Source organism: Buttiauxella sp. JUb87 (genome assembly GCF_004361975.1).
Classification (GTDB): Bacteria; Pseudomonadota; Gammaproteobacteria; order Enterobacterales; family Enterobacteriaceae; genus Buttiauxella; species Buttiauxella ferragutiae.
Window position 1 is genome coordinate 1 of the sequence record NZ_SNVY01000005.1, and the last position, 24,767, is coordinate 24,767.

22 protein-coding genes and 3 pseudogenes are annotated in these 24,767 nt (G+C 50.9%); 13 read left to right on the forward strand and 12 right to left on the reverse strand.

What is annotated here, in order from left to right:
* Nucleotides 1-219 precede the first annotated feature (219 nt).
* Nucleotides 220-693, forward strand: a complete 474-nt coding sequence (locus EC843_RS17175; RefSeq protein ID WP_064540307.1) for a VOC family protein — start codon at nt 220-222, stop codon at nt 691-693.
* A gap of 70 nt (nt 694-763) precedes the next feature.
* Here EC843_RS17175 and EC843_RS17180 read toward each other — a convergent pair whose 3' ends face one another.
* A complete protein-coding gene (locus EC843_RS17180) occupies nt 764-1,216 on the reverse strand; it encodes an acyltransferase (RefSeq protein ID WP_133522701.1) in 453 nt (150 codons plus the stop codon).
* A 188-nt stretch (nt 1,217-1,404) separates the two neighbouring features.
* Here EC843_RS17180 and glgS point away from each other — a divergent pair, with 188 nt between their 5' ends.
* The 5 genes from glgS (at nt 1,405) to tauD (ending at nt 5,215) form a co-directional block, all read left to right on the forward strand.
* Complete coding sequence (glgS, locus tag EC843_RS17185; protein ID WP_121814397.1) at nt 1,405-1,611, forward strand: cell surface composition regulator GlgS; 207 nt, start codon at nt 1,405-1,407, stop codon at nt 1,609-1,611.
* A gap of 179 nt (nt 1,612-1,790) precedes the next feature.
* A complete protein-coding gene (tauA, locus tag EC843_RS17190) occupies nt 1,791-2,768 on the forward strand; it encodes a taurine ABC transporter substrate-binding protein (RefSeq protein ID WP_133522702.1) in 978 nt (325 codons plus the stop codon).
* 10 nt (nt 2,769-2,778) lie between these two features.
* On the forward strand, nt 2,779-3,546 hold the full coding sequence (gene tauB / locus EC843_RS17195) for a taurine ABC transporter ATP-binding subunit (RefSeq protein ID WP_064540295.1): 768 nt from the start codon (nt 2,779-2,781) through the stop codon (nt 3,544-3,546).
* Nucleotides 3,543-4,370 carry a taurine ABC transporter permease TauC gene (gene tauC / locus EC843_RS17200; protein ID WP_133522703.1) on the forward strand — a complete coding sequence of 276 codons (828 nt, stop codon included), beginning with the start codon at nt 3,543-3,545 and terminating at the stop codon, nt 4,368-4,370. Before tauB ends, tauC begins: the two co-directional genes overlap by 4 nt.
* Nucleotides 4,367-5,215 (forward strand): taurine dioxygenase, encoded by an 849-nt coding sequence (gene tauD / locus EC843_RS17205; protein ID WP_133522704.1) that lies wholly within the window; start codon nt 4,367-4,369, stop codon nt 5,213-5,215. The genes tauC and tauD overlap by 4 nt, the downstream gene beginning before the upstream one ends.
* 59 nt (nt 5,216-5,274) lie before the next feature.
* On the opposite strand, the gene nepI is transcribed toward tauD, so the two are convergent.
* From nepI to speB, 6 genes are all read right to left on the reverse strand, one after another.
* Nucleotides 5,275-6,459, reverse strand: coding sequence for a purine ribonucleoside efflux pump NepI (gene nepI, locus EC843_RS17210; RefSeq protein WP_064540287.1), 1,185 nt, complete (start codon nt 6,457-6,459; stop codon nt 5,275-5,277).
* A 92-nt stretch (nt 6,460-6,551) separates the two neighbouring features.
* A complete protein-coding gene (locus EC843_RS17215; RefSeq protein ID WP_064540284.1) occupies nt 6,552-7,274 on the reverse strand; it encodes a DUF2461 domain-containing protein in 723 nt (240 codons plus the stop codon).
* A gap of 205 nt (nt 7,275-7,479) precedes the next feature.
* The gene (betA, locus tag EC843_RS17220; RefSeq protein WP_133522705.1) at nt 7,480-9,168 is read right to left on the reverse strand and encodes a choline dehydrogenase; all 1,689 of its coding nucleotides are present in this window, start codon (nt 9,166-9,168) and stop codon (nt 7,480-7,482) included.
* Between the two features lie 45 nt (nt 9,169-9,213).
* The gene (locus EC843_RS17225) at nt 9,214-10,713 is read right to left on the reverse strand and encodes a cytosine permease (RefSeq protein WP_064540280.1); all 1,500 of its coding nucleotides are present in this window, start codon (nt 10,711-10,713) and stop codon (nt 9,214-9,216) included.
* Between the two features lie 143 nt (nt 10,714-10,856).
* Nucleotides 10,857-12,368 carry an aldehyde dehydrogenase family protein gene (locus EC843_RS17230; protein ID WP_121814389.1) on the reverse strand — a complete coding sequence of 504 codons (1,512 nt, stop codon included), beginning with the start codon at nt 12,366-12,368 and terminating at the stop codon, nt 10,857-10,859.
* Between the two features lie 24 nt (nt 12,369-12,392).
* Complete coding sequence (gene speB, locus EC843_RS17235) at nt 12,393-13,370, reverse strand: agmatinase (RefSeq protein ID WP_064540276.1); 978 nt, start codon at nt 13,368-13,370, stop codon at nt 12,393-12,395.
* Nucleotides 13,371-13,522: 152 nt separating this feature from the next.
* Here speB and EC843_RS17240 point away from each other — a divergent pair, with 152 nt between their 5' ends.
* Both EC843_RS17240 and EC843_RS17245 read left to right on the forward strand, forming a co-directional pair.
* Nucleotides 13,523-14,434, forward strand: a complete 912-nt coding sequence (locus EC843_RS17240; protein ID WP_121814387.1) for a LysR family transcriptional regulator — start codon at nt 13,523-13,525, stop codon at nt 14,432-14,434.
* Between the two features lie 115 nt (nt 14,435-14,549).
* A pseudogene (locus tag EC843_RS17245) lies at nt 14,550-15,131 on the forward strand (transposase); the annotation flags it as partial.
* Between the two features lie 202 nt (nt 15,132-15,333).
* On the opposite strand, the gene EC843_RS17250 reads toward EC843_RS17245, so the two are convergent.
* Together EC843_RS17250 and EC843_RS24865 are read right to left on the reverse strand one after the other, a co-directional pair.
* Nucleotides 15,334-16,500, reverse strand: a complete 1,167-nt coding sequence (locus tag EC843_RS17250; RefSeq protein ID WP_064540272.1) for a hypothetical protein — start codon at nt 16,498-16,500, stop codon at nt 15,334-15,336.
* Entirely contained in the window at nt 16,497-17,066 is a 570-nt protein-coding gene (locus EC843_RS24865) for an acyltransferase (RefSeq protein WP_064540270.1), read from the reverse strand. Before EC843_RS24865 ends, EC843_RS17250 begins: the two co-directional genes overlap by 4 nt.
* Before the next feature lie 134 nt (nt 17,067-17,200).
* Here EC843_RS24865 and EC843_RS17260 point away from each other — a divergent pair, with 134 nt between their 5' ends.
* Both EC843_RS17260 and EC843_RS17265 read left to right on the forward strand, forming a co-directional pair.
* Nucleotides 17,201-18,046: an AraC family transcriptional regulator gene (locus EC843_RS17260; RefSeq protein ID WP_064540268.1), complete on the forward strand. Its 846-nt coding sequence runs from the start codon at nt 17,201-17,203 to the stop codon at nt 18,044-18,046.
* Nucleotides 18,047-18,188: 142 nt separating this feature from the next.
* A pseudogene (locus tag EC843_RS17265) lies at nt 18,189-18,732 on the forward strand (DDE-type integrase/transposase/recombinase); the annotation flags it as partial.
* Between the two features lie 61 nt (nt 18,733-18,793).
* Here EC843_RS17265 and EC843_RS17270 read toward each other — a convergent pair.
* On the reverse strand, nt 18,794-19,696 hold the full coding sequence (locus tag EC843_RS17270; RefSeq protein ID WP_133522706.1) for an AraC family transcriptional regulator: 903 nt from the start codon (nt 19,694-19,696) through the stop codon (nt 18,794-18,796).
* Nucleotides 19,697-19,861: 165 nt separating this feature from the next.
* Here EC843_RS17270 and EC843_RS17275 point away from each other — a divergent pair.
* The 3 genes and pseudogenes from EC843_RS17275 (at nt 19,862) to EC843_RS17285 (ending at nt 23,440) form a co-directional block, all read left to right on the forward strand.
* A pseudogene (locus EC843_RS17275) lies at nt 19,862-20,917 on the forward strand (DUF2264 domain-containing protein).
* A 38-nt stretch (nt 20,918-20,955) separates the two neighbouring features.
* Nucleotides 20,956-22,209 carry an oligosaccharide MFS transporter gene (locus tag EC843_RS17280; protein ID WP_064540221.1) on the forward strand — a complete coding sequence of 418 codons (1,254 nt, stop codon included), beginning with the start codon at nt 20,956-20,958 and terminating at the stop codon, nt 22,207-22,209.
* A gap of 43 nt (nt 22,210-22,252) precedes the next feature.
* Nucleotides 22,253-23,440: a glycoside hydrolase family 88 protein gene (locus EC843_RS17285; protein ID WP_064540219.1), complete on the forward strand. Its 1,188-nt coding sequence runs from the start codon at nt 22,253-22,255 to the stop codon at nt 23,438-23,440.
* A gap of 457 nt (nt 23,441-23,897) precedes the next feature.
* Here the strand turns inward: EC843_RS17285 and EC843_RS17290 are convergent, their stop codons facing one another.
* Together EC843_RS17290 and EC843_RS17295 are read right to left on the reverse strand one after the other, a co-directional pair.
* Nucleotides 23,898-24,398: a hypothetical protein gene (locus EC843_RS17290; protein WP_133522707.1), complete on the reverse strand. Its 501-nt coding sequence runs from the start codon at nt 24,396-24,398 to the stop codon at nt 23,898-23,900.
* Nucleotides 24,395-24,763, reverse strand: coding sequence for a tlde1 domain-containing protein (locus tag EC843_RS17295; protein ID WP_133522708.1), 369 nt, complete (start codon nt 24,761-24,763; stop codon nt 24,395-24,397). The genes EC843_RS17290 and EC843_RS17295 overlap by 4 nt, the downstream gene beginning before the upstream one ends.
* Nucleotides 24,764-24,767 lie beyond the last annotated feature (4 nt).

The following is a 24,767-nucleotide window of genomic DNA, read 5'->3' on the forward strand; positions in this document are numbered from 1 at the left end:
GGGTCTCCCCATGCGAGAGTAGGGAACTGCCAGGCTCCAATTAAGCAAAAAGCCCTGTACTGACGTACAGGGCTTTTTGCTGTCTGCGATTTATGCAATTTCCTCGTTATTTAAGCGATACAGACCACAGAAAAAGCTTCTTACACCCACAAAAAACCGATTCGGTACATACTTATGGTTGAAAAACCACCAAAGGCGCAATGCCAGGCAGGCTATCTTATGGCTAAGAATACTATCTGTATTTGGTACGATCATGATGCGGAAGATGCTGCTCGTTTCTATGCTGCGACCTTTCCAGACAGTAGCGTAGGTGCCGTCATCCCAGCTCCTGGCGATTATCCGGATGGTAAGGCTGGCGACACAATAGTTGTTGAGTTTGTCGTTGCAGGTGTGTCATGTATCGGCCTCAATGGCGGACCACATTTCAAACATAGTGAAGCCTTCTCCTTTCAGATATCCACCGAAGATCAGGCCGAAACGGACCGCTACTGGAATGCTATAGTCGGTAACGGCGGCCAGGAAAGCGAATGCGGTTGGTGCAAAGATAAATGGGGTGTTAGCTGGCAAATTACCCCGCGGGTACTAACCGAAGCCCTCGCCATGGGTGGGGATATCGCCAGCCGTGCATTTGGGGCGATGATGTCGATGAAGAAAATAGACGTTGCAGCTATCGAAGCGGCGATACGTGGTTGACGAACGGAACGCACTGGACCTGAAGCCAGTGCGTTCCCATTCATCATAAAACGGCAAAGCCCTTGTGGCTCTAAATCTCTCGCAACAATCGAGCTGGGTTCCCTGCATAAATCCCCGGCTTAACAATATCCTTCGTCACCACACTTCCGGCACCGATCACCGCACCGCTACAGATATGTTCAGTCAGGATCGTACTACCGCTGCCGATAATCACATTATTGCCCAGCTGAATACTGACCCAGCTTTCAGGATCTGGGTTGAGCCTTCCGGAGCGGAAAAGGTCGTTGGCGAACGTTACGTTATGACCGATGAAGCAGTTTTTGCCCGTTATCACTTTCTCGCAAAGGAATGAATGTGACTGGATGCGTGTGCCCGCACCAATAATACAGTACCTTTGAATCTCGACAAAAGGGCCGACAAATACACCATCGTGCAGGGTACATTCGTAGAGATTTGCCGGTTCGCATACTGTGACATCATCGCTGGCTGTCACATCTCTGATGCTGCTTTTTAATATTTTCATTCTTTCTCCGGGCTGCTGAAAGGTCGTATCAATTTGTCCGTTTTGTGAGCAGCTTCAAGCCTTCGAGTGTTATTCCTTTTTCTGGTAAAAGTACGCACATTTAGCTCAATAAACATTCAAAAACTGGCGAATACTGAGACCAGATAAAGCATATGGCCTTTCACCAGAAATGAGCTAACCAGAGGAATATGCTGATGAAAAGAGACCTACAGGCAGTAAACAATTTCGATTTTCTGGCACGTAGTTTTGCTCGTATGTATGCACTTGGGCAAGTGGTTGATATTCAGGCTGTAACCGGCAACATGAGCACCGATCAGCAGGCCTGGTTTCGGAAGCGTTACGAGCAATATTGCCAGCAAGCGACTCGGGCTCGCGAGCTTGAGTTGGAACATTAATCCCAGCGGGCCATCGGGCCCGTTTCTTTTTCAGAACGCGTTTTACTCCATTCCCACTTCCCAACTATCCTTCCCCAAAATTAATCTAAAAATATAAAAGCATTAGCGATAATTTTTAATTCTTTTATCTAATCCTCGCCATTGGAAATACTGCTCCTAACCCCGATACAGGAGCACTCATCATGGTAACAAAACGACATTCTCTCTGGCTGGCCGCTCTGGCCCTTATTGCAGCACCGGCATTCGCAGTGGATGTCACCGTCGCGTACCAAACATCTGCTGAACCCGCCAAAGTCGCGCAGGCCGATAACGCTTTCGCCAAAGATAGTGGCGCAAAAGTGGAATGGCGCAAGTTCGATAGTGGCGCGAGTGTAGTACGTGCGCTGGCGTCTGGCGATGTGCAGATTGGCAATATCGGCTCAAGCCCGCTTGCGGTGGCCGCCAGCCAAAAAGTGCCAATCGAAGTGTTCCTGCTGGCCTCGCAACTGGGTAACTCTGAAGCGCTGGTCGTGAAGAAGGGCATCACCAGCCCGAAAGATCTGATTGGCAAACGCATTGCCGTGCCGTTTATCTCCACTACACATTACAGCCTACTGGCAGCTCTGAAACACTGGGGTATCAAACCGGGTCAGGTTGAAGTCCTTAACCTTCAGCCTCCGGCGATTATTGCCGCCTGGCAGCGTGGTGATATCGACGGGGCTTATGTCTGGGCACCAGCGGTCAACGAGCTGGAAAAAGAGGGCACCGTGCTGACCGATTCCGCGCAAGTGGGTAAATGGGGCGCACCAACGCTGGATGTCTGGGTGGTGCGTAAAGACTTTGCTCAGGCCCATCCTGAAGTTGTTGAAGCCTTTGCCAAAAGCGCTCTCGCCGCGCAGAAAAGTTATATCGATAATCCCGACGAATGGCTGAAACAGCCGGATAACCTCAGCAAACTTTCGCGCCTGAGCGGTGTGCCCGAAAGCGATGTTCCGGTGCTGGTTAAAGGCAATACCTATCTCACCGCCAGCCAGCAAACTGAGCAACTCAGCGGCCCGGTAAACAAGGCGATTGTCGACACCGCTCAGTTCCTCAAAGCGCAGGGCAAAGTCCCGGCGGTAGAGACGGATTACAGCCAGTTTGTCACCGACCGCTTCGTGAAAACACTGGCGCAGTAAGGAGTTAGCCATGTTACAGGTTTCGCATTTAAGCGCAGATTTCGATGGTAAAACCGTTCTCAACGATATCAATCTGACCGTGGATGAAGGTGAGTTACTGGTGGTTCTCGGCCCATCCGGCTGCGGGAAAACTACGCTGCTGAACCTGATAGCTGGTTTTGTTCCTTATCACTCCGGCAGCATCACGCTTGCGGGTAAGCAGGTTACCGGACCAGGCGCTGAGCGCGGTGTGGTGTTTCAGCATGAAGGATTACTACCGTGGCGCACGGTGCTGGACAACGTCGCGTTCGGCCTGCAACTTGCCGGGCAACCAAAGCCAGAGCGTGAGGAAATCGCGATCGATATGCTGCGCAAAGTCGGGCTGGAAGATAAGGCGAAGCGCGCCATCTGGCAGCTTTCAGGCGGGCAGCGCCAGCGTGTGGGAATTGCTCGCGCACTGGCCACGCGTCCGCAACTGTTACTGCTCGATGAACCTTTTGGCGCGCTGGATGCATTTACTCGCGAGCAAATGCAAACCCTGCTGTTAAAGCTATGGCACGAAAGTCGTCGTCAGGTGTTGTTGATTACGCATGACATTGAAGAAGCCGTGTTCCTGGCAACCGAACTCGTGTTGCTTTCACCAGGACCGGGGCGCGTGTTGGAGCGCTTACCGCTCGATTTTGGCCGTAGGTTTGCTGAAGGTGAACCGTGCCGAAACATCAAATCCGACCCGGAATTTATCGCTAAGCGCGAGTACGTGCTGAGCCGGGTGTTTGAACAACGCGAGGGCTTTTTATGAGCATCGTTATTCAGGATAAAGCCCGTCGCAAACGGCTGGCGCTGCGCTGGCCATTCTCGCGCCAGATAACGCTCAGCCTCACAACGGTGACGGTAATTATTTTGCTGTGGTGGTGGGTGGCGGCACAGCTTTGGATAAGCCCGCTATTTTTGCCACCGCCAGGCCAGGTATTGATGAAGCTGATTAGCATCGCCGGGCCACAAGGATTTATGGATGCCACACTTTGGCAGCATCTCGCCGCCAGCCTGTTACGCATTCTCACGGCACTTTTGGCTGCGGTGTTGATTGGTATTCCGGTGGGTATCGCGATGGGGTTAAGCCCAACGGTGCGAGGCATTCTCGACCCGTTGATTGAACTGTATCGCCCGGTGCCGCCGCTGGCTTATTTACCACTGATGGTGATTTGGTTCGGCATCGGTGAAACCTCAAAGATTTTGCTGATTTATCTGGCGATATTCGCCCCTGTTGCGATGTCGACGATGGCTGGCGTACGAGGTGCGAAACAGGTGCGGATTCGTGCTGCCGAGGCTTTGGGGGCATCACGCCTTCAGGTGGTATGGCATGTGATATTACCCGGTGCGCTGCCGGAAATCCTCACCGGCTTTCGTATCGGGCTTGGCGTTGGCTGGTCAACGCTGGTTGCCGCGGAGCTTATCGCCGCCACGCGTGGATTAGGTTTTATGGTGCAGTCAGCCGGTGAGTTTTTGGCAACCGACGTGGTGCTGGCGGGGATCGGCGTGATTGCAGTTATTGCATTTTGTTTAGAGCTGGGTTTACGCGCCTTGCAGCGCCGCTTAACCCCATGGCATGGAGAAGGGCAATGAGTGAAAAAGTGAATGTTGTGCCGTTGGGGCCGTACATTGGTGCGCAGGTCAGTGGCGTAACTCTAAGCCGGGGTTTGACCGATAACCAGTTTGAGCAGCTTTATCACGCACTGATCCGCCATCAGGTGTTGTTCCTGCGCGACCAGCCGATTACTCCTGCACAACAGCGAGCGCTGGCGCAGCGGTTTGGCGACCTGCATATCCACCCGGTTTACCCGCATGCGGAAGGGGTGGAAGAGATTATTGTGCTGGATACGCATAACGATAATCCGCCGGATAACGACAACTGGCACACCGACGTGACCTTTATTGAAACGCCGCCTGCCGGGGCGATTCTGGCGGCAAAGCTTATTCCTGAAACGGGTGGTGACACCTTGTGGACCAGCGGTATTGCGGCGTACGAGGCGCTTTCAGAACCGTTTAAGCGTTTATTGTCTGGACTGCGGGCAGAGCATGACTTCAGGAAGTCATTCCCGGAATATAAACATTTGAGCATCGAAGAGGAACATCAGCGCTGGCGCGAAGCGGTCGTTAAAAATCCCCCGTTGCTGCATCCGGTGATTCGCACTCATCCGGTCAGCGGCAAGCAGGCATTGTTTGTTAATGAGGGGTTTACGACGCGAATTGTCGATATCTCGCAAAAAGAAAGCGATGCACTGCTCGCATTCCTGTTCGCGCATATTACAAAACCGGAGTTCCAGGTGCGCTGGCGTTGGCAGGAAAACGACATTGCTCTCTGGGATAACCGCGTCACACAGCATTATGCTAACGCGGATTATCTGCCAGCGCGGCGCATTATGCACCGTGCGACGGTTCTGGGGGACAAACCTTTCTGGCGGGGTTAATGGGTTGCAGTGATTTGTCGGCTTGTAGGTCGGATAAGCGCTAGCGCCATCCGACACAACTACTTCACCCGCACTTTTGCCGCTACCAATAGCGCAGTCAGTAGCATCAAACTGCCAGACAACACCAGCGGCGAGAATATGCCGAGGTTATCAAGCGCGAGCCCGCCAATTGCTGCGCCGCAGGTGTTGGCCAACTGGATCACGGCGACCTGAATAGATCCCGCTTTTTCAGCTTGATCCGCCAGCGAGCGGGTGATCCACGTTGACCAGCCGACCGGAATAAGCGCGAAGGCAAAGCCCCAAATTATGGCAACGACAGAAGCGACAATCTTATCCGATCCCCACAACACCAGTGTTAAGGCGCTAAGCGCCAGTATCAGCGGGGCGCAGGTCAGCGCCAGCTTGAGCGAGCGCTTCAGGAAAACGGCAGAAAGCGAAGTCCCGACAAAACTGGCGATCCCAAAGCTCAGTAGCACCAGTGTCAGGCCGTCGACGTCGAATCCGGCTAGCGTCATATAAACCGGGCGAATATAAGTGAAGAAGGCAAACTGCCCGGCGAAGGCGGTAAAAATCGCAGCCATCCCAGCCAAAACGCCAGGGCGTTTAAGCAGGACAAACATGTTTTGCTTGTGCTGGGTTGATTCACCCGGTAGCGATGGTAGCGCTTTCCACACCCAAATAATGCACACCACACCCATCAGCGCCGCGCCATTAAAGACGTTGCGCCAGCCAATAATCCCACCTAAAAAACTGCCTAACGGCGCGGCAATCACTAGTGCGATAGACACTGCGCCAAAGATAACCGACAACGCTTTTGGCACCGTTCGAGCCGGGACCAGGCGCATGGTTAATGAAGCGGACATCGCCCAGAAACCACCCAGCGCAACGCCCAGACAGGCTCGGCCCATCAGCAGCATCGTAAAGTTGCTCGCAAAGGAAACCAGCAGGCAGGAGAGAGTAAGCAGAATGGCAAACAGGAACACTACGTAGCGGCGATCGGTTGAGCGGATAATACTGGTCACAAACAGGCTTGCGAACATGGCGACGAAGGCAGTAACGGTAACGGACTGCCCCGCGACACCTTCAGAAATGCCTAATTCCTGCGCCATCGGCGTCAGCAAACTGACCGGTAAAAACTCTACGGTGATCAGGCATGCGACGCAGAATGCCACGGCAAATACCGCCGACCAATTAGGCCGCGCGACGACCCTCGGTTCGATGGTTCCTTCAATATGCTCACTCATTTCGTCACCTGGCGTCGTTACTGCGATAAAGCCGCGTAGTGTAACACCATTAGTGTGACGAACTTAACATTTTGGCAACTTGATCGAGGGTTCTAGAAATCGAGCTCAAGTGCGAAACAGAGGTAGGCCATCAATGGTGCGCAATGCTGAAACTGTTCGGCACAAAAGCTGATGGCACCAGGCTTACACAACTCTTCGAAATCGATATTTTTGACGGCGATAAAATCTTTGCGCTTCAATTCTGTTAGCAGGGGATGCGTCTTATCAAAACCCTTTGGCGGGCGACTTAAGCTATCGCCATCCATGATAAATCCCTGGTTTTGCAAGGTCTGCAACGCCTTCTGATAAGCATTTGGATTTTCATCTATACACATGCGAATGGCATTCAGGGCTTTAGATTCTGGGTGCCAAATCCCGGCCGCAATAAAACAACCTTCCGGGGCAATATGAACATAGAGCCCAGGAGCATGGACATCTTTCCCCTGGAAATGACGAAATTGAATGCCGACATTGGTTTTATAAGGCGTTTTGTCTTTGCTAAAACGACTGTCGCGCTGAGGGCGCATCAGACTACCCCCCACTTTTTTCGGCACGGCGGTCAGTTTGGACGATATGGCCAGAATGCCAGGCTGCATCTGTTCGATAAAACGTAGAGCAGGGCTTCTGACGTTATTTTCGTATTCATCCTGATGGTCTTTAAACCAATCGCGTGAATTGTTTTGTGCGAGCTTATTCAGGAATTGCAGGCTTTCTGGGCTAAACGGTGCTTTTGACGATACCGGAGCGCTTGGGGTTTTAGGTGTTTGAGTCGCCATTATCGATGAACCCTTATAAATACTTATAGAGCGGGCGCCGGCGGTAGTGATCTTAACGGAATATGAGACAAATCATCGACGCCAGCCAAGAGGTTGTTAAAGAGGGTAGCAAGTCTGTCAGCTTAGGGCGAGGCCACCAGCCGTTTATTGGGCTGGTGGGTTTAATCAAAGCAGTGGAAACCGAACATTATCTAAACTGGATGAGCTAGACGGTGACTTTGCGGCGGGGCTCGCTGGTGCGTTGCTGCGTTTGCCACTTGTCTGCCAGACCGACCTGAACATTGGACGGCGCAAGCATCGAATGACCACGAATCAGATCAGCCGCGCGCTCTGCCAGCATGATAGTCGGCGCATTCAGGTTGCCGTTAGGTTCTGTTGGGAATACGGATGAATCAATTACGCGTAGTCCTTGTAGGCCGTGCACACGCAATTCAGAATCGACGACAGCCAAATCGTCCTCACCCATCCGGCAAGAACCACATGGATGCATTGTACTTTCCATGTTGGCACGCACAAAAGCATCAATTTCTTCGTCAGTTTTCACGTTCGGGCCGGGGGCAAGTTCCACGCCACGAAATTTGTCCATGGCAGGTTGACCGATAATCTCGCGTGTCAGGCGCACGCAACGGCGAAAACCTTCACGGTCCTCTTCCCGCTCCAAATAGTTAAAACGGATTTCAGGATGTTCATACGGATCGGCAGATCGCACCCGTACATAACCACGACTTTTCGGCTTATTTGGCCCTGTCAGTACCATGAAACCGTGTCCCTTGAACGGCTTGTCACCGTCGTAACGCATCGCCGCGGGTAAAAAATGGAACTGGATATCTGGCCAGCGCAATCCTTTCTCTGAGCGGATGAAACCACCTGCCTCAAAATGGTTGCTCGCACCCAGACCATCTTTGAAGAGTAACCAGCGCAACCCAATCAGTGCCTTAGGGATCAACCCCATTTTGCTGTTAAGAGAAACGGGTTCCTTACATTCAAATTGAATGTAAATCTCAGAGTGATCTTGCAAGTTTTCCCCAACACCGGGTAGGTCGTGTTTCACTTCAATACCGGCTTGACGCAATACTTCGGCTGGGCCGATGCCTGAACGCTGCAAGAGATGGGGGGAACCGATCGGACCTGAAGAAACCAACACCTCACGGGTGCAGCGCACGGTGTGTATTTCCCCGCCGTGTTCATATTCGACGCCCACCACACGCTTACCTTCCAGTACTAGTTTACGCGTCATTGCATTGGTGATAACGGTCAGGTTGGGCCGTTCCATGGCAGGGCGTAAATAGGCATTAGCGGTGGACCATCGCACACCATTCTTGACCGTCATATGCATTGCGCCAAAGCCTTCCTGCATGTAACCGTTGGTATCGTCGGTCTTTATGTAGCCCGCCTGTGTACCAGCCTCTACCCAGGCCCCATAAAGTGGGTTTTGCATATTGTTGCCGTTGTTAGTGCTGAGCGGGCCTTCTGAACCGCGGTAGTCGTCGCCACCAAACTTGAAATTCTCTGCTTTGCGAAAATAGGGCAGGCAGTTGCGATAACCCCAGTTTTTGGCACCTGACGACTCCCATTCATCAAAGTCGCACGCATGGCCACGGATGTAGACCAGACCATTGATGGACGACGAACCGCCAAGCACTTTTCCACGTGGGCAGTGCAGGCGACGCCCATCCAGATGTGGCTCGGGTTCCGTTTCGTAGTGCCAGTTATATTTTTTAGTGTTCATCGGTATTGAGAACGCGCTGGGCATCTGGATGATAATGCTTTTATCGCTGCCGCCGAACTCAATCACCAGCACACTTACACTTGAATCTTCGGTCAGACGATTTGCCAGCACGCAACCCGCTGATCCGGCACCCACGATGATATAGTCAAATTGTTTGGTAGACATATTGCTCTTGCTCCATTCATGTTCTGGACAACAACCTCAGACGCGTCATTTATTCCCGGTGGTGTACTCCGGCATATTGATTTCGATTTGCGCGATCACCGCTTCTTCGTGATGTAGGTTCAGCGAACGACAAGACAGGTAGTAGACGATGCTGGATACGATAAGCCCCACTAGCCAGGCCAGATCAACGCTACCCATTGCACGTGCTATCGGGCCGACATACACCTCGCGACTCCCTTCAAAGATGCAGAAGAATGGGACCATCGCCATGAAACCCACCATGTAGGAGAGCAAACCACGAGCTCCCCAGCGGCCATAGAGGTTGCCGTGTGGCAAGAAGAAGTGTGGGATGGCATAGCGTCCTTTGCGCACAAAGAAATAGTCTGTGAGGTTGACTGCTGTCCATGGCACAAGGAAGTACAGCATCACAACCAGATAGATGTTGAGCACCGACAAGCCAGAGCCGGAGTTGTAGATACTCATTGCTACACCCAATTGCAGGAACACGACTAAGAAGATCGCCACAATGCGGGTTTTGGCAGTCGGTTCAATCTTCCTGAAGGAATCCACACTGGTTATGGCCGTGAGTTTGGCGCTGTAAATGTTCATCGCAATAACAGGCAGGAAGGCCAGGATGGTGATAGCCACCATAAAGGTACCCAGATGTGGAGCAAAGCCGGTGCCAACAGTATTGAGTGCCACCAGTACATCAGTCGCATGCAGATGGGCAGCCAACCAGCCACCTACTGAGATCATCCAGGCACCTGATAGCGATGCGCCCAGAAATACCGCCGTGATAAGCTTGCTGCTTGAGGTATTTTTAGGCAGATAGCGCGAATAGTCGGACACATACGGCGCGTAGGCTATGTTGTAACTGGCGGCGGCAGCAAACTGTGCAATAAATCCTGTCCAGTTGAAGCCCAGCGGTGCTTCCTGCACCGCCCCTTCAACTACTGGAGCATCATGAACCCAGCCCATCAGCACCGCCAGAGTGACCAGTCCATACAAAGGCAACGATAGATACAGCGACCATTTGAAGGTTTTGTGCATCCAGTCGTGGCCGAGTATGGCCAGAATGGTAGCGGGAACAGTCACTGCCAGCGCAACCTGCAAAGGATCCCAACTGAACAGTGTTTTCAGCCCCTGCATCATCAGCACCAGGTTGACGATATTAAAGCCCGCGAACACAAACAGTGTCGCTATCAAGACCAGCACCACGCCACGATAACCAAATTGTGCGCGTGACTGGATCATCTGTGGTAGCCCCAGGTGTGGCCCTTGTGAGCCATGGAAAGCCATAAACAACGTACCGAACATAATGCCCAGAGTGCCAGCAATCGTGGTCCACAGTGCATCAAGACCGACACTCGGACCAACAAAGCCAATAGTCATGGTGAAGAAGGTAAAGTTGCCGACGAACCAGAATGGCCCCTGGCTTGAGAGTTTATCGGTACGCTCTTGTTCTGGTACAAAATCGATCGAGCGTCCTTCAATAGGGCTTTGATCGTTGCTGGTGGCTTTCACTGCTGTTGATTCTGTTTGCATAAAATACCCCGTACTCGATAAGGGTGAAGCAATAAGAATTCATTAAGCCAGGTAGTAACCGGCTCACTAGTTCAGTGTGTTGTGCGCTATCTGGCCACTTCCGAACAGCAGCGGCTTGCTTCGGAAGTGGCTGGCGAGTCGGACTATGAAGGCAAGGTGATCCACACCGTTTTGGTTTCCATCAGGTGGTCAAGCTGCTCAGGGCCCAGATCTTTACCAAAACCAGAATCTTTGAAACCACCGAATGGCAGTGCCGGGTCGATGGTGCTGTGCGCATTGACATACACCGAGCCGGCATGTAGCTGGGGAATTAGCGTGTGTACGCGGGCCAGGTCGTTTGAATAAATAGCGGCAGCCAGGCCAAACGGTGAATCGTTGGCGAGCTCAATTGCCTCTTCGACTGTATCGAACGGGGCGGTCACTAGCACCGGGCCGAAGATCTCTTCCTGTACGATACGCATATCGTTGCGGCAGTGAGCAAAGATGGTTGGCTCAACGAAGAAACCCTCTTCTTGCTGAGGACGACCACCATAGTAAAGTGTTGCACCTTCGCGCACGCCAGCATCAATGTAGGACAGTACCGAGTCCTTCTGCCTGGCCGATACTAGTGGGCTGATGAAACACTCCCGATCCAGACCTGGCGCAATCTTCAGCGTCGAGGTGTAGTCGGCAAGTGCCGTCAAAAAGCGATCGTAGATACTGCGGTGAATATAGGCTCGGGTACCGGCATCGCACACTTGGCCAGAGTTAAAGAACACACCGTTGGCGACCGCCTGAGCTGCGGCGGGGATATCGGCATCTTCTAGTACCAGAACGGGAGATTTGCCTCCCAATTCAAGGGTGACACGCTTGATGTTCTCGACGGCGGTATGCCCGACTTCACGACCAACAGGGGTGGAGCCGGTAAAGGTTACCTTGTCGATCCCCGGGTGGCTGGCCATGGCTGCGCCAATCACATGGCCATGCCCGGTGATGATATTGATAACGCCGTCAGGAATACCAGCTTCCTGTACTAATTCAGCAAAGCGCAGCGTCGACAGTGATGTTAGTTCAGCGGGTTTAATCACGGCCGTACAGCCTACCGCTAGTGCGGCCGCCAGTTTCCATGCCATGGTTTGCAGTGGGAAGTTCCACGGCACAATAGCGGCAACGACACCGATCGGTTCTTTGCGGGTATATGCCAGATAATTGCCCGGCAGGGATGGCTCGACAGTGCGACCATGCAGCTTAGAGGCCCAGCCAGCGAAATAGCGGAAGGTGTCGATGGTGCCCTGGATATCGACGTCACGCGCTTGCGATACCGATTTCCCCATATCAATTGATTCGATCTCAGCCAGTTCATCGGCGTTGGCTTCTATCAGGTCGGCCAGGCGGTGCATCAGGCGCTCGCGTTCCAGTGGCTTCAGGCGACGCCATTCACCGTGGTCGAACTGGTAGCGGGCCGCAGCTACTGCTCGGTCCAGGTCAGTGGTCGTTGCGAGCGGAATCGACGTCAACAGGCCCTGGGTGGACGGCTCAGTGACGGCACTGACTTCTCCTTCGCTACCGTCAACCCACTGGCCACCGATAAACATTTTCTGCGGTTTGGCCAAAAAGCGTCGCGTTGCCTCGGAAATACCGTATTGGTCGAGATAGTGTTTTACTGTTGCATCCATTTGATCATCCTCTCTTTATAGTTCTCAGCGAGACAACGCCTGCTTACGCTCGTAGAAAATGAAACCAATGCTGTTCATCAGCAGTTGGGCGGCCAGAATTGAGGTCACACCAGTGGGATCGTAGGCAGGGGCTACTTCGACCAAATCCATCCCGATAATGTTTCCACCGCTGCGTTTGGCCAATGCCTGAATGATTTCCAGGACCTCGTAGTACTGGAATCCGCCGTGGCTCGGCGTACCGGTACCTGGTGCAATAGAGGGGTCGAAACCGTCGATATCGATAGTGAGATAATAATTACAACCCTCAGGTATTTGCGCTAGTACAGCCTCAGTGCCTAAACGGCGCACGTCACGCACTGACAGGATATTCGAACCTGCTGCGCGGGCTGCGTCGTAGTCGCTGCGGTTGGATGAGGAGACATTCCTGATGCCAAGCTGTGTCATGCCGACGATATGGTCCATTTCTGATGCACGGCGTAGTGGGCTGCCATGGCCATAGCGCACGCCGTGACGTTCATCGACAAAGTCGAGGTGGGCGTCAAAGTGAACGATGTGAATCGGTCCTCGTCCTGCATATGCCTTGATGACAGGTGCGTGAATCGAATGGTCACCCCCCAGCACCACCGGCATGGCGCCGGAGGCAAGAATTTTTCGTACTGCAAGCTCGATGTTTGCGTTACTACTGACCATGTCGGTATGCACGATGTCAGCATCACCCACATCGACCATGCGTACCTGATCTTGTGTCAGGTAGAGCGCATCATCTTCATGGTCATAAGCACCGGCATGACCAAATGAAAACAAAGTAGATGCCTCGCGAATACCGCGTGGCCCGAAACGGGATCCTGCGCGCCATTGGGTCCCCATATCATTTGGGGCTCCAAGAATCGCCACGTCGGCATCAATCTCTTCCCAGTTAAGGCATACCGGCGATTTGGCAAAAGTACAATGCCCGACAAACGGTAAGTTTAATCGTCCAGTCTCATAGTTATTGTTCCCCATTTTCTCTCCCCATCTGTGGATTTTCTGATGAACGGCAGGCACTTGTTTATTTGCCTTAACAATGACTATGGTCAACAATTTGCAGTATAAAAATAGAAAACATCAGATGTTCATATCGGCATTTCCGAAGCAATGCGTAAAAGGAAAGAGAAGTGAATCAACTGCACAATATTGACCTAAAGCTACTGAGAATTTTCATGACAATTGTGAAATGCAATGGCTTTTCGGCCGCTCAGGCAGCCCTGAATGTCAGTCAGTCCACTATTAGTGAACAGATGACCAGCCTTGAGACACGGCTTGGTGTCAAATTGTGTGAACGGGGACGAAGTGGCTTTCGGCTTACTGAACATGGCGCGGCGACTTACGAGGCAGCACAACGCTTGTTATTGGCAGTAGACACCTTTTGTATGGATACCTCAGCGCTCAAGCGGCATATATCGGGCAGACTTTATCTGGGCATCATCGACAATACCGTTACCGATAGTGGCAGCGTTCTGTCACGCACTTTGCGACAGTTCGTATCGCTTGGGCATGATGTGCAACTGGATATCTACATTGGTACACCAGCCGAGTTGGAGGAACGCGTATTGGATGGACGACTGCACGTCGCCATAGGACATTTTCCATTCGAGGTGGCGGGGTTGGCCTATACGCAGGTATACGATGAGGAGGATGGCTTGTACTGCAGTTGCTACCATCCGCTTTTCAATAACCAGGCAGAGGGTGATGGCCTGATTGCAGCGGTCCGTGATAGTCAAATTGTGGCGCGTGGCTTCCTGCAACAACGCGATCTGCAATTGCTCAAATCAGGTAGTGCAGCGGCGACTGTAGACAATGTTGAGGCGCAGGCCATTCTCATTTTGACCGGGGCTTACATCGGATTCCTTCCTATACATTACGCCCGCCAATGGGTTGATTCCGGTCATATGCGCCAGATTGTGCCGCAGCAATTTGGCTCTAAATGGCCGTTTTCTTCTGTCACAAAACGCGCAGCAACACAACCGACGATTCTTCGTGTATTTATGGAATCGTTGATGAGTAATTGTAATCCCACTTTAGCCTGACAATGCTTTGTTGATTGGGTTGGTTTTGTTGAGAGTTATGTACAGAGACTATCAGCGGTCATCGGTTGTCGTACCTTAATAGCAAAGATTCGAATATCTGTTGATATGTTTGGTGGCCCTTACCGAGCAACGTGCTGCTAGTATTGATAACGCGATCCCATTGACTACAGACCCGAGTGTTATAGAGGCTAATGCTTTGATGGCAGCAGCACTGGCGACACAAATTAAAGTCGTGAGTGAAATTCTTAAAACCTATGACGAACGAATTGAAACGCTGTTTGACACATTACCAGATGCGGGGCTGTTCAAATCACTTCCGGGCATGGGTCCGTGTATGGGCCCATGGATGCTTGCTGCAATTGGTGATGACCGTGACCGGTTTAGCAGCGCTGAAGAAATTCAAAACTACGCTGGCATCGCACCAGTAACCGAGCGAAGCGGCCAAAAATCCTGGGTTCACTAGCGATGGCAATGTGCGAAGTTCGTCCGGCAGACATTCGTGGAATGGATTGTGAAGACGGTTAACTCGCCATATTGGACCAGACTGTATTATCAGGGCCATCGAGAAAAGGGAAAATCTCATCAATCCGCGATACGGGCTCTGGCATTTAAATGGATAAGAATCATTTACCGCTGCTGGAAGACCAGAACTCGCTACGACGAAGCGAAATATTTGCAGTGCCATAAAGCTTGTTGAATGTCTCAGGGCGTGATGTGGCAATTGAGTAAAGTCATAAGATCCAGGTATTCGCACTGGATTGGAGTGTACTTGCCGTTCTGCAGATGTCTTGTAAGAGGGTTGCCCCATAGAACAAAGGCACCGGTGCTGGTGCCTTTCTTTTCATAACGCCTCTGTTATGACCCAATATTTCCCGCAAAATTTTAGGCGGTTCAGTTGGTTATTTCATGGCTAAGGATAAGGCTGGCTCCAGGCGATGCACTCCTTTTGGGGTGTAACCCAGTGAAAAACTTAAGTCACATAAATCGGCTAATATATAGATAATGCTTAGCCACATCTCTGTGCCTTGTAAACCAGTGTCCTGCTGCTGTGATAACTGGAATGCGAAACCTCGCCCAGGAACCCAGAATTTCAGGACTTCGTTGAGCATATTCTTTGCCCAATTGCAGATCTCCACACGCCGGTAGTCAGTTTGTTTAAGACAGAGCCATAAAGGATGAGCGACATCCAATACGTTGCATGCATTGAGAGTCTCCGCACTAAAGAACCGGAGATCCCTGCTGTGAACCAGCACGGTATCAATGCTTCGCTCCGGGTAAGGTAAGGGAATATTGAACTGAGCAAAGCTCCCTCGGGTTAGCCGATAAAAACCATTTACCGGCTGCAACCAACCTTCTTCAGTGGTGGGTAACCCCCACAGACCGGAGTTTATATCACAATGGATCGACAACCAGCCAAACAGATCATCGGGACGTTTTCCTGAGCCAAACATCTTTATGTTAAGGTAAAGACCTGTGGCATAGCAGTCAATCCAGTCCCCCCCACCCCAGGCATTGTTTTCCCATGGCAGATTATTCAACTGCTTAAACAAGGTTACTGAATCCATGTTCTCAATAACGGCTACTTGATGTAGCAACTCGGATCCGAGTGTTTCAAGCGCGTATCCTACAGCAAGAAGATGGTAACGGGAGAGAGAATCAGATAACTGTTCAGGCTGGTCATCCAAGCCTGGAGGCGAGTGCGGGTCGGGCAACAATCCGGTTTGGTCATCCTGGAATTGTTGTAATTTATTAATCAATTCCGCTTGTGTCCAACCTGGTGGCAAACTATTGAACATCGCTGCAATCTCCACAGCATCACAGTACGCTCTGATAGTCTGCTTGTGTCCAGGTCGGTCCAGAAACAGCTTCTGTTGCTCTGTTGTCTCGGAGTAAAACTCCAGCAGATGGATAAACTGCTCCTTCACCTGCTTGCCGAAGTCAGACAGTTTCTGCGACAACAACCCACATGGTTGCATATCTTCTATCTCTCTCATTGTCGAAAATTTAACTTGTGCATTAATGCCTGAGGATGCCATTTTGACGAAATCTCCGACCATACCGGTCATTTACGGCTACGAATGATCCTGGCCGGATTACCGCCGACAATACTGTAAGCAGGGATATCTTTGGTAACGATTGCTCCTGCAGCAACAATGCTGTGGGAACCGATTTTCACACCGTCCAGAATTACGGCATTGGCCCCAATCCATACATCGTCTCCAATAATGATCCCTTTGGTAGTCAAAGGCTGTTGGAAGATGGGTATATCAATGGATTCATATCCGTGATTAAACCCATAGATGCTCGCATGTGATGCAATCCTTACACCATTTCCCATGGTAATATCGCCTGACAGAATACTGTAGCTATTGAGAGAGCAGTCACTGCCCATGATGAGCCGTGCGCTGCGTACAATTGCCCCTCCTGCAATGTAACTCCGATCCCCCATTAGCAGCTTATCCGGCAAAACAATCGCCAGAGGCGAGACATAACAAAGCTCACCGAAAGTACAGTCGTAATCGACGGAAAGCTGCTGTTGATGTACTGCTTGCTCCTTCTTTTCCTGGCTGTTGGGGCCAATCCAGGGCATATAATCTAGCGCCTTAAGCGGGCGGGATGTTGGTTCAGTCATCACTGTTTTCCTTAAAAAACCGTTCTTGATGACCTGAGTGTAGCAATGTAGTAATCACTGAGGTATGGCATAATAAACACGTTTGGCTTGTCAAAAACGCTTCAGGTAAATCAGAGTTACATGGGAGGAAACCAATGGATAGTATTGTGCAGAATCTGACCATAGATATTCATTGGATCCACGATAAGATCACGTTCCCTCAATGGAAGGATGTCCGCCAGAATATCAATGTACATAGTTTTTACTGGATTCAGGAAGGTCGAGGGATATTCCGTACGGACGAAGACCATCCAGTATCGCCGGGAATGATGTTCTATCTGCGGCCAGGTCTGTCGATGGAAATGCATTGCGGCAGTGAGGAGCCTTTGCGAATAAAGATGATCTTGCTGTCTCTCTATACTTTATCACCCTCTGCCGTTAACCAGGGAACGGTAAAGCCACTGGAGGCTTTACCCCTCCAGTTCATACTGAAGCCAGAAGGAGAAGCGGGTAAACGGCTTGGATATTTATTTCAGAGCATTGTTGCTGACTGGGTTCCTGGAAGTACCGGGAGCCAGTTGATGACCCAATCTCTTATCTATGAGCTCATATATGAATTGCTTCAGGCTCAGGTAAGTATCCACCCCGAGGGGAGACAAGGTTATACGCTATTTTTACAGATTAAGGATGATCTTGAACGTCGCTACAGTAAACCGCTATTGATAAGTGAATTAGCGGTACGTTACGGAATTTCTTCCTCATATTTACGAAGTATTTTTCAGCAGTATTTGCACAAAAGTCCCAAAGGCTATTTGAGTGAGATCCGCTATGAGCACGCTAAGAAGTTACTTCTATACACACAACTAAACCTGAAGGAGATAGCAACTGTCTGTGGCTACAGCGACGAATTTCACTTTAGCAAAAGCTTCAAAAAACATTGCGGGCAACCACCATCAGTACTGCGAGTCCGGGATAACCCTGCTAAAACGGATCCGGACTAAACACCTCATAGTGGATGTTTGGGTCAAGTATCCAAAGCGTTGATGGCCGGTAGAATGCTTGCTTTTTTGGGGTACTTTGATCTTACCCAGCAATAGTGGACACGCGACTAAGTGAGTAAATTCTCAATCAGAGGTGACTCACATGACAATAACAGCGTCAACCAGCTAACAACATGCGCCTGAGTTCCGCCAGGAAGCTCTTAAGCTTGCTGAACGCATTGGTGTGGCTGCTGTTGCCCGTGAACTCAGCCTGTATTAATCCCAGCTCTATGCCTGGCGAAGCAAACAGCATCAGCAAATGGCGACCATTGAACCTGAGAGTGAACTCGGTGCTGAAAACGCCCAGCTCAACCGGCCAGCTACCGTGAGCACGGCCTGCCGGTGTCAGCAGAACCTGCTGAAGCAGGGCTTTTACGCCAGGGGACCGAATCAGAAATTGGTGGGTGACATCACGTACTTGCGCACTGATGAGGGCTGGCTGTATATCTGGCGGTGGTCATGGCTGGTCAATGTCGCCACGAATGACAGAATAACTGGCCTGCGACGCTCTACTGATGGCATTGTGGCGGCGAAAGCGCCCGGAAAATGTCATCGTACACTCGGACAGAGGCGGGCAATACTGCTCAGTAGATTATCAGGCACTGCTGAAACGGTACAACCTCCGTGGCAGCATGAGCGCAAAGGGCAATATCAACATCCACAAAGTGATGGATTGTCACCCGCGGAGCAATTCTATTTGCTGACTGGCTAAATTACCGGCAACGCTACTTTTGCTGACTTGCTGTCGTTAACGCGACACAACCCGACGTGATTCTTCCGGTACTGGAGAGGCGTTTCGCCGATGCCCTTTTTAAAAGCACTAATAAAGTAGGTCACGTCGGAAAACCCCACTTTTGTTCCGATGTCACGCACGCTATCTGCGCTGTGCAGCAGGTTTTCGCAAGCTTTGCGCAGGCGTAAGGTATTCAGGTGTTCATGAATTTTCTCGCCGCTTTCGGCATGGAATTTACGCGAGATATAGCTGCGTGATTTACCTAGTTCTGCTGCCAGTGTGTCAAGAGTGAATTTTTGGTTGTAGTGCTCATCAAGCCAGAACATCACCTGGCTTGCGAGGCTCTGGCTGTTGCCGGACGCGCCGTTATCGTCACCGGGCAGCATGGCAAAAAGGCTAATCAACAGGCTGGCGACGTTCTCACTGTTCAACGGATGGTTGTTTGCCCGTTTCGAGTAACAGCTAAACAGGTAATCGATATGACTATGACAGTCGGCGACATCGACCACCCATGCCTCACCACCGCGTTGTGCCAGTTTTTGTAACCGCTGCCGGGTTTGCGGGAAGTCACGCAGTGCCTTCGATGCAGCATGGTGGTCGAGATGAATAATCGTGCGCCGATAGAGGGCTTCGGCCTGGGCGTCCACCATCACTTTGTGCAGGGTAAACGGCGGGAAGAAAAACAACCTTCCAGGGCGCATGGTGTAGTGGCGGTTATCGACAATCGTCACACCAAATCCCTCTTCCACATAGAGTATTTCCAGGCACTGGTGCCAGTGGTGATACCGCACGGTATTGGCAAACAGCCGGCTGAAAGACACGAGGGTGTCCTTTAAGGTAATCAGTTCCAGATGCTCAGATTTTGGTTTGTCAGTCATAGTACAATAAAGCTCAACTTTTCCCCTTCCATACCTCTTTTTAAACCACTTTTTTAAATTTTCAAACTGCTGGTTTATTTGTCTATCATCGCTGTGATATGGCTAACATTCCGGTGATGTATGGTTTCAGTATTCTTTTCCGCAGTCGATTATCAGGATGATCGTATGTCTGCGGTAAATAAAGAAAAATCAAATATGTTGTCTTCCCGCCAGGATGTGGTGGCGGCATTAAACGACATGTTGGGTGCGCTGGATAAACAGCTCCCGGCAGGGGATTCACGCTTTTCGCTGGGTAATACCTGCGCGGACTACGACACGGATGTTGCCCAGATGGAAGGGCTTTCCCGTGTACTGTGGGGGCTGTTTCCGCTGATGGCTTCCGGTGACACCACTCCGTTTAGCGACAAGTACATCACAGCCATAAAGCTGGGCACTAACCCGCAAAGTACAGGCTACTGGGGCGAAACCGCGCCTTATGATCAGCGACTGGTAGAGATGGCGGCTTATGGCCTGGGGCTGGCGTTGTTGCAGGATAAACTCACCGCGGTATTCAGCGAAGGTGAGTTAACGCACTTGCACGCGTGGCTGAGCCAGATTATCGATGTCCAAATGCCGGACAGTAACTGGAATTACTTTGCGATTATGGTGCTGCTCGGTTTTAAACGTGCGGCCTTTGATTCGATGCTGTTGCTGGCGGATGGTGACGATTACTTCCATGGCCGCCGTCACTGCGATGAAGGCGTGTGGATGAAAACTTTATTTTCTCTCGCTGGTCACCTTGGCATGACGTGCAGATCGACAGCCGGCAGGTGGCATTTGGCAAATGGCATATTCGTCTGCATCGTATTAACAGCGCGCGCACCTTACAGACAGTAGAAGGCGGATTCGCGGTGATGAAAACAACGCACCAGGTGCATGCCCGTGGTTGCTATCTGGCCGCAGACAACGGCAGTAGCGTAACTGTCGATTTATCACCGGTGATTACGCGCCATCCTGACAGCATCGTCACGCCGCCGAACAGCAGCATGTGCGCAGTGCTCCTCAATTTCAATGCTGACGAGCGAAATCCCGCAAGGGGAAAGCTGGCTGTGCTGCGCCGTGAGCGCATCGGGTCAACATCAACATAAAAGCTATATGGCAAGCCCGCAGCTGGAAATTAAGCATAACCAGGTGTTTATCCACGAGCCTGGTAGTCAGCGTCAGCTGTCATTCTTTTTATAAAAAAATATCTTACTCTACATACACACATCGAGGGTTATATGAAAAACGAACCAGTGAAAAATAAAGCTGAGTATTACAAAATAAGCAGTTTTATTTTCCTCTATTTCTTTACCTGGTCGGCAAGTATTGGTCTGTTAGCCATTTGGCTTGGACAAAAAGCGAATCTTAGCGGTACGGTTATCGGCACGGTATTTGCGGTGAACGGCGTGTTCTCCGTTATTCTCAAACCGATCTACGGCTATATTCTCGATAAGATCGGAATGAGCAAATATTTGCTCTATTTCGTGGTGGCAATGTCCGCCCTGATGGCGCCATTCTTTATCTATGTCTACCAACCATTATTACTCTCCAACACCATGCTGGGCATTATTGTCGGGGCGATCTATTTAAGCTTTGCCTGGTATGCGGGGGTGGCGGCGTGCGAATCCTACTCTGACCGTTTCAGCCGCCTTAACGGTATGGAATTTGGCCAGATCCGGATGTGGGGTTCTCTGGGCTGGGCAGTGGCGTCTTCGTTCTCCGGCCTGCTGTTTAACCTCTCGCCGTCGTACAACTTTATGATGGGCAGTGTGGCGTCAGTGATCATGCTGATTGTGCTGCTGAGCCTGAAAGTGAACACCCGTTCTGATCATGCCAGCGAAGTGCTGACGAAAGAGAAAATCGCCCCGGCGGATGTTTATGCCTTGCTGCGTAGCCGAAAATTCTGGGCTTTCTGTCTGTACGTTGCCGGTGTGGCCTGGATGATGTTTATCGCCGAGCAGCAGTTCTCGCGCTATTTCGTCACTTTCTTCGACGATATTCACCGGGGCAACGCCGTATTTGGTTACTTGGGAACCGTGCAGTCGGGAATGGAATTCCTGATGTATATGGTGATCCCGCTGTTCGTTAACTTTATTGGCGCCAAGCGTGGGTTATTAATTGTCGGGATAATTGTCGGTTCACGTTTAATTATTTCCGGTCTGTGTGATTCGAACCTGTTAATTTCCGTGCTCAAGCCGTTATATGGTCTGGAAATCTGTCTGCTGCTGGTGTCTGTCTTTAAATATATCGCCGAACATTTCGATAAACGCGTAAACGCCACCATGTATTTACTGGGTTATCAGGCCATGCTGTACGTTGGCAACGTGGTTATCTCCTCCCCGGCGGGATATCTGTATGACCGCATCGGCTTTGGAAATACGTATATCATCATGGGTGCAACGGCGCTGATCTTTACCCTTATTTCTGCCTTTACGTTATCCGCCTGCCAGAGCAAATGGCGCCGCGCACAGGCGCTGAACGTAACGCAATAACATTCATCACAATAATTGACGCTGTCAAAGAAGGAAGCTAAATATGTTAAATCATATAGTTGAGGAACGTCTGGCCAATATTCCGGTGCCAGTGGATATGGACGCCTTTCGTGATGAGCTAAGCTCCGCCCGTCACCATGTCATCGAACTGATCCGCCGTCATGCCACGGAGTTCGGGGAACAATTTCCGGCTGAAACTTGTGTGGATGGTTTCTACCCACTGACCGAAAACGTCGAGTGGACCACCAGTTTCTGGACCGGCCAACTGTGGCTGGCGTGGGAGATGAGCGCCGACGACAACTTCCGTGCGCTGGCGGAAAAAAATGTGCGTTCGTTTGGCCTGCGTATGGCCGGGCGTCATGACACTAACACCCATGATTTAGGCTTTTTGTATACGCTCTCCTGCGTGGCAGCCTGGCGATTGACCGGCAACCGCGAGGCGCGCGGCTTCTCGCTGCTGGCGGCGGAGGCATTACTGGAGCGCTTCCACGAAAAAGCAGAAATCATTCAGGCCTGGGGGGATCTCAGCAATCCTGAACAAGCCGGGCGGATGATTATCGACTGCAATATGAACCTGCCGCTGCTCTACTGGGCAACAGAACAGACCGGAGATCAGCGTTTCGCCGAGGCCGCGAAAGCGCATGTCATGCAGGCGGCGAAATACCTGATTCGGGAAGATGCCTCGACCTTCCATACCTACTATATGGATGTGAAAACCGGCGCACCGCGTTACGGTAATACCCAGCAGGGCTATGCGGATGATTCCTGCTGGTCGCGCGGCCAGGCATGGGGAATTTATGGCTTCCTGCTGAGCTATATCTATACCGGCGATGTGACGATGATTGCGCTGTCAAAGCGCTTGGCGAACTATTTCCTGAATCGCCTGCCGGAAGATTACGTCTGTCACTGGGATCTGGCGCTGGTGGGCACTGATGCGCTGCGTGACTCTTCCTCGGCGGCAATTGCTGTCTGCGGCTTACTGGAGCTGGTAAAACATCTGCCGGTGACTGACCCGGATCGCGAGCGTTATCTGGAGTGGGCAAAAGGCATTATGTCATCGCTGACCAGGCACTACCTGATGGGCAAAGAAGAGAAGGGCAACGGTTTGCTGAAGCACTCGGTTTATCATCTGTCGAGCAATAAGGGCGTGGATGAGTGTGCCAGCTGGGGAGATTATTTCTACGTTGAAGCCCTGGTCAGATTTACCCAGAGCTGGAAACTTTACTGGTAATAAAAGCCCAGACTCAGGATAGAATATTCACGTTGTAACAGCATGCCGGGGGTTCTACTCCTGGGGGATCCCCACTAATTATCAGTAGAGAAGCACCATATCTGAATATTGCCGCTGTAGTTTTTTTAGGGTTCTATCCAGTGATACTGATTTTAATATTAGCGGAGAATGTCTGAATACATTCTCCGCTATTGGGATCAAGGTGAACAGTAGGGGTGAACACAAGTGAACACTTTTAAGGGGTTGCATTCATCACTTAACAGTATGTTTTTTATTGAAAAAATTAACAATGGTGAACACTTTTTTATATAAAGTAATGCAAGAAATAGCGCTGGATTAGGCCGGTATGTACTTTCGGTATATAGCTGAGGGTGTGCGCAGAAATGATTAATGCTATGCGAGAAGAATGCCCGCCAGTAGCGCGGGCTTGTTGATAATTACGCTTGTTTGGTCTGGTTCATTTGGTTTCTTTTGATTCTTGTATCGCCAGGGTAAAAGCCTGCATCTCTTGATTTAGAGCGCTTAGACACTTAGTGCCTTTACTGCCCGATGTTTTTAGTGCCGCCGCCGCCTTTTGGTAATACTGGATAATAAAATCATTCTCCGGCTCGATAAAAGGCATTGTGCAAACCCTTTCTATGCCCAGCATTTGCGGATATTTTTTATCATTCAAAACATCTAAAACTGCATCGGGATTATTTGGGATAACGGAGGCAAGGGCTATTCCCAAAGATTCACCATACATGCCATCTGCTCCGCTGGCGAGTTGTGGAACAAGCCCGATCCATTCACCTTTGCCGCTTTCAATCGCTGAAATAATGGTATCCCAATCATCGTCACTCACCGTTGAATAAAATTGAGTAATACCACCATGTTCTATTCTTGAATTAAGATCGGATGCGGTCATTGATGCAAGGGCGGTCATAGGCAAAACAATTAGCAGCAGGAGGGCTTTCACCGTATTACCTCAAGTTGATTATCACCGGAGCGGGCAATGGAGTGACGCGCGGTTCTGTTAATGACAATGCACCCTTCGGATGCAAAGCCAAGTATCGCCCCTGGCCTGCTTTTATCGCCATGAATATAAAACCCTGCTCGCCCCTGCATATTATTAGTAGATTGCGGGACAAGTTTTAGCGAAAGCGGCCCCATCCTCCCGTTATCTGGCTGTATTGTATATTTGCCTCTCGGAAGTGGACCCATATCTTTGACTTGCTGGCGATCGGGATTATTTTTGTTTGTGTAGACACCGGCATAGCCAGTACCAACAAGCTCACCGTTGTGCCTCAGTTCGCCCGTGCTTTGTGAATAAATCCATACCATGATA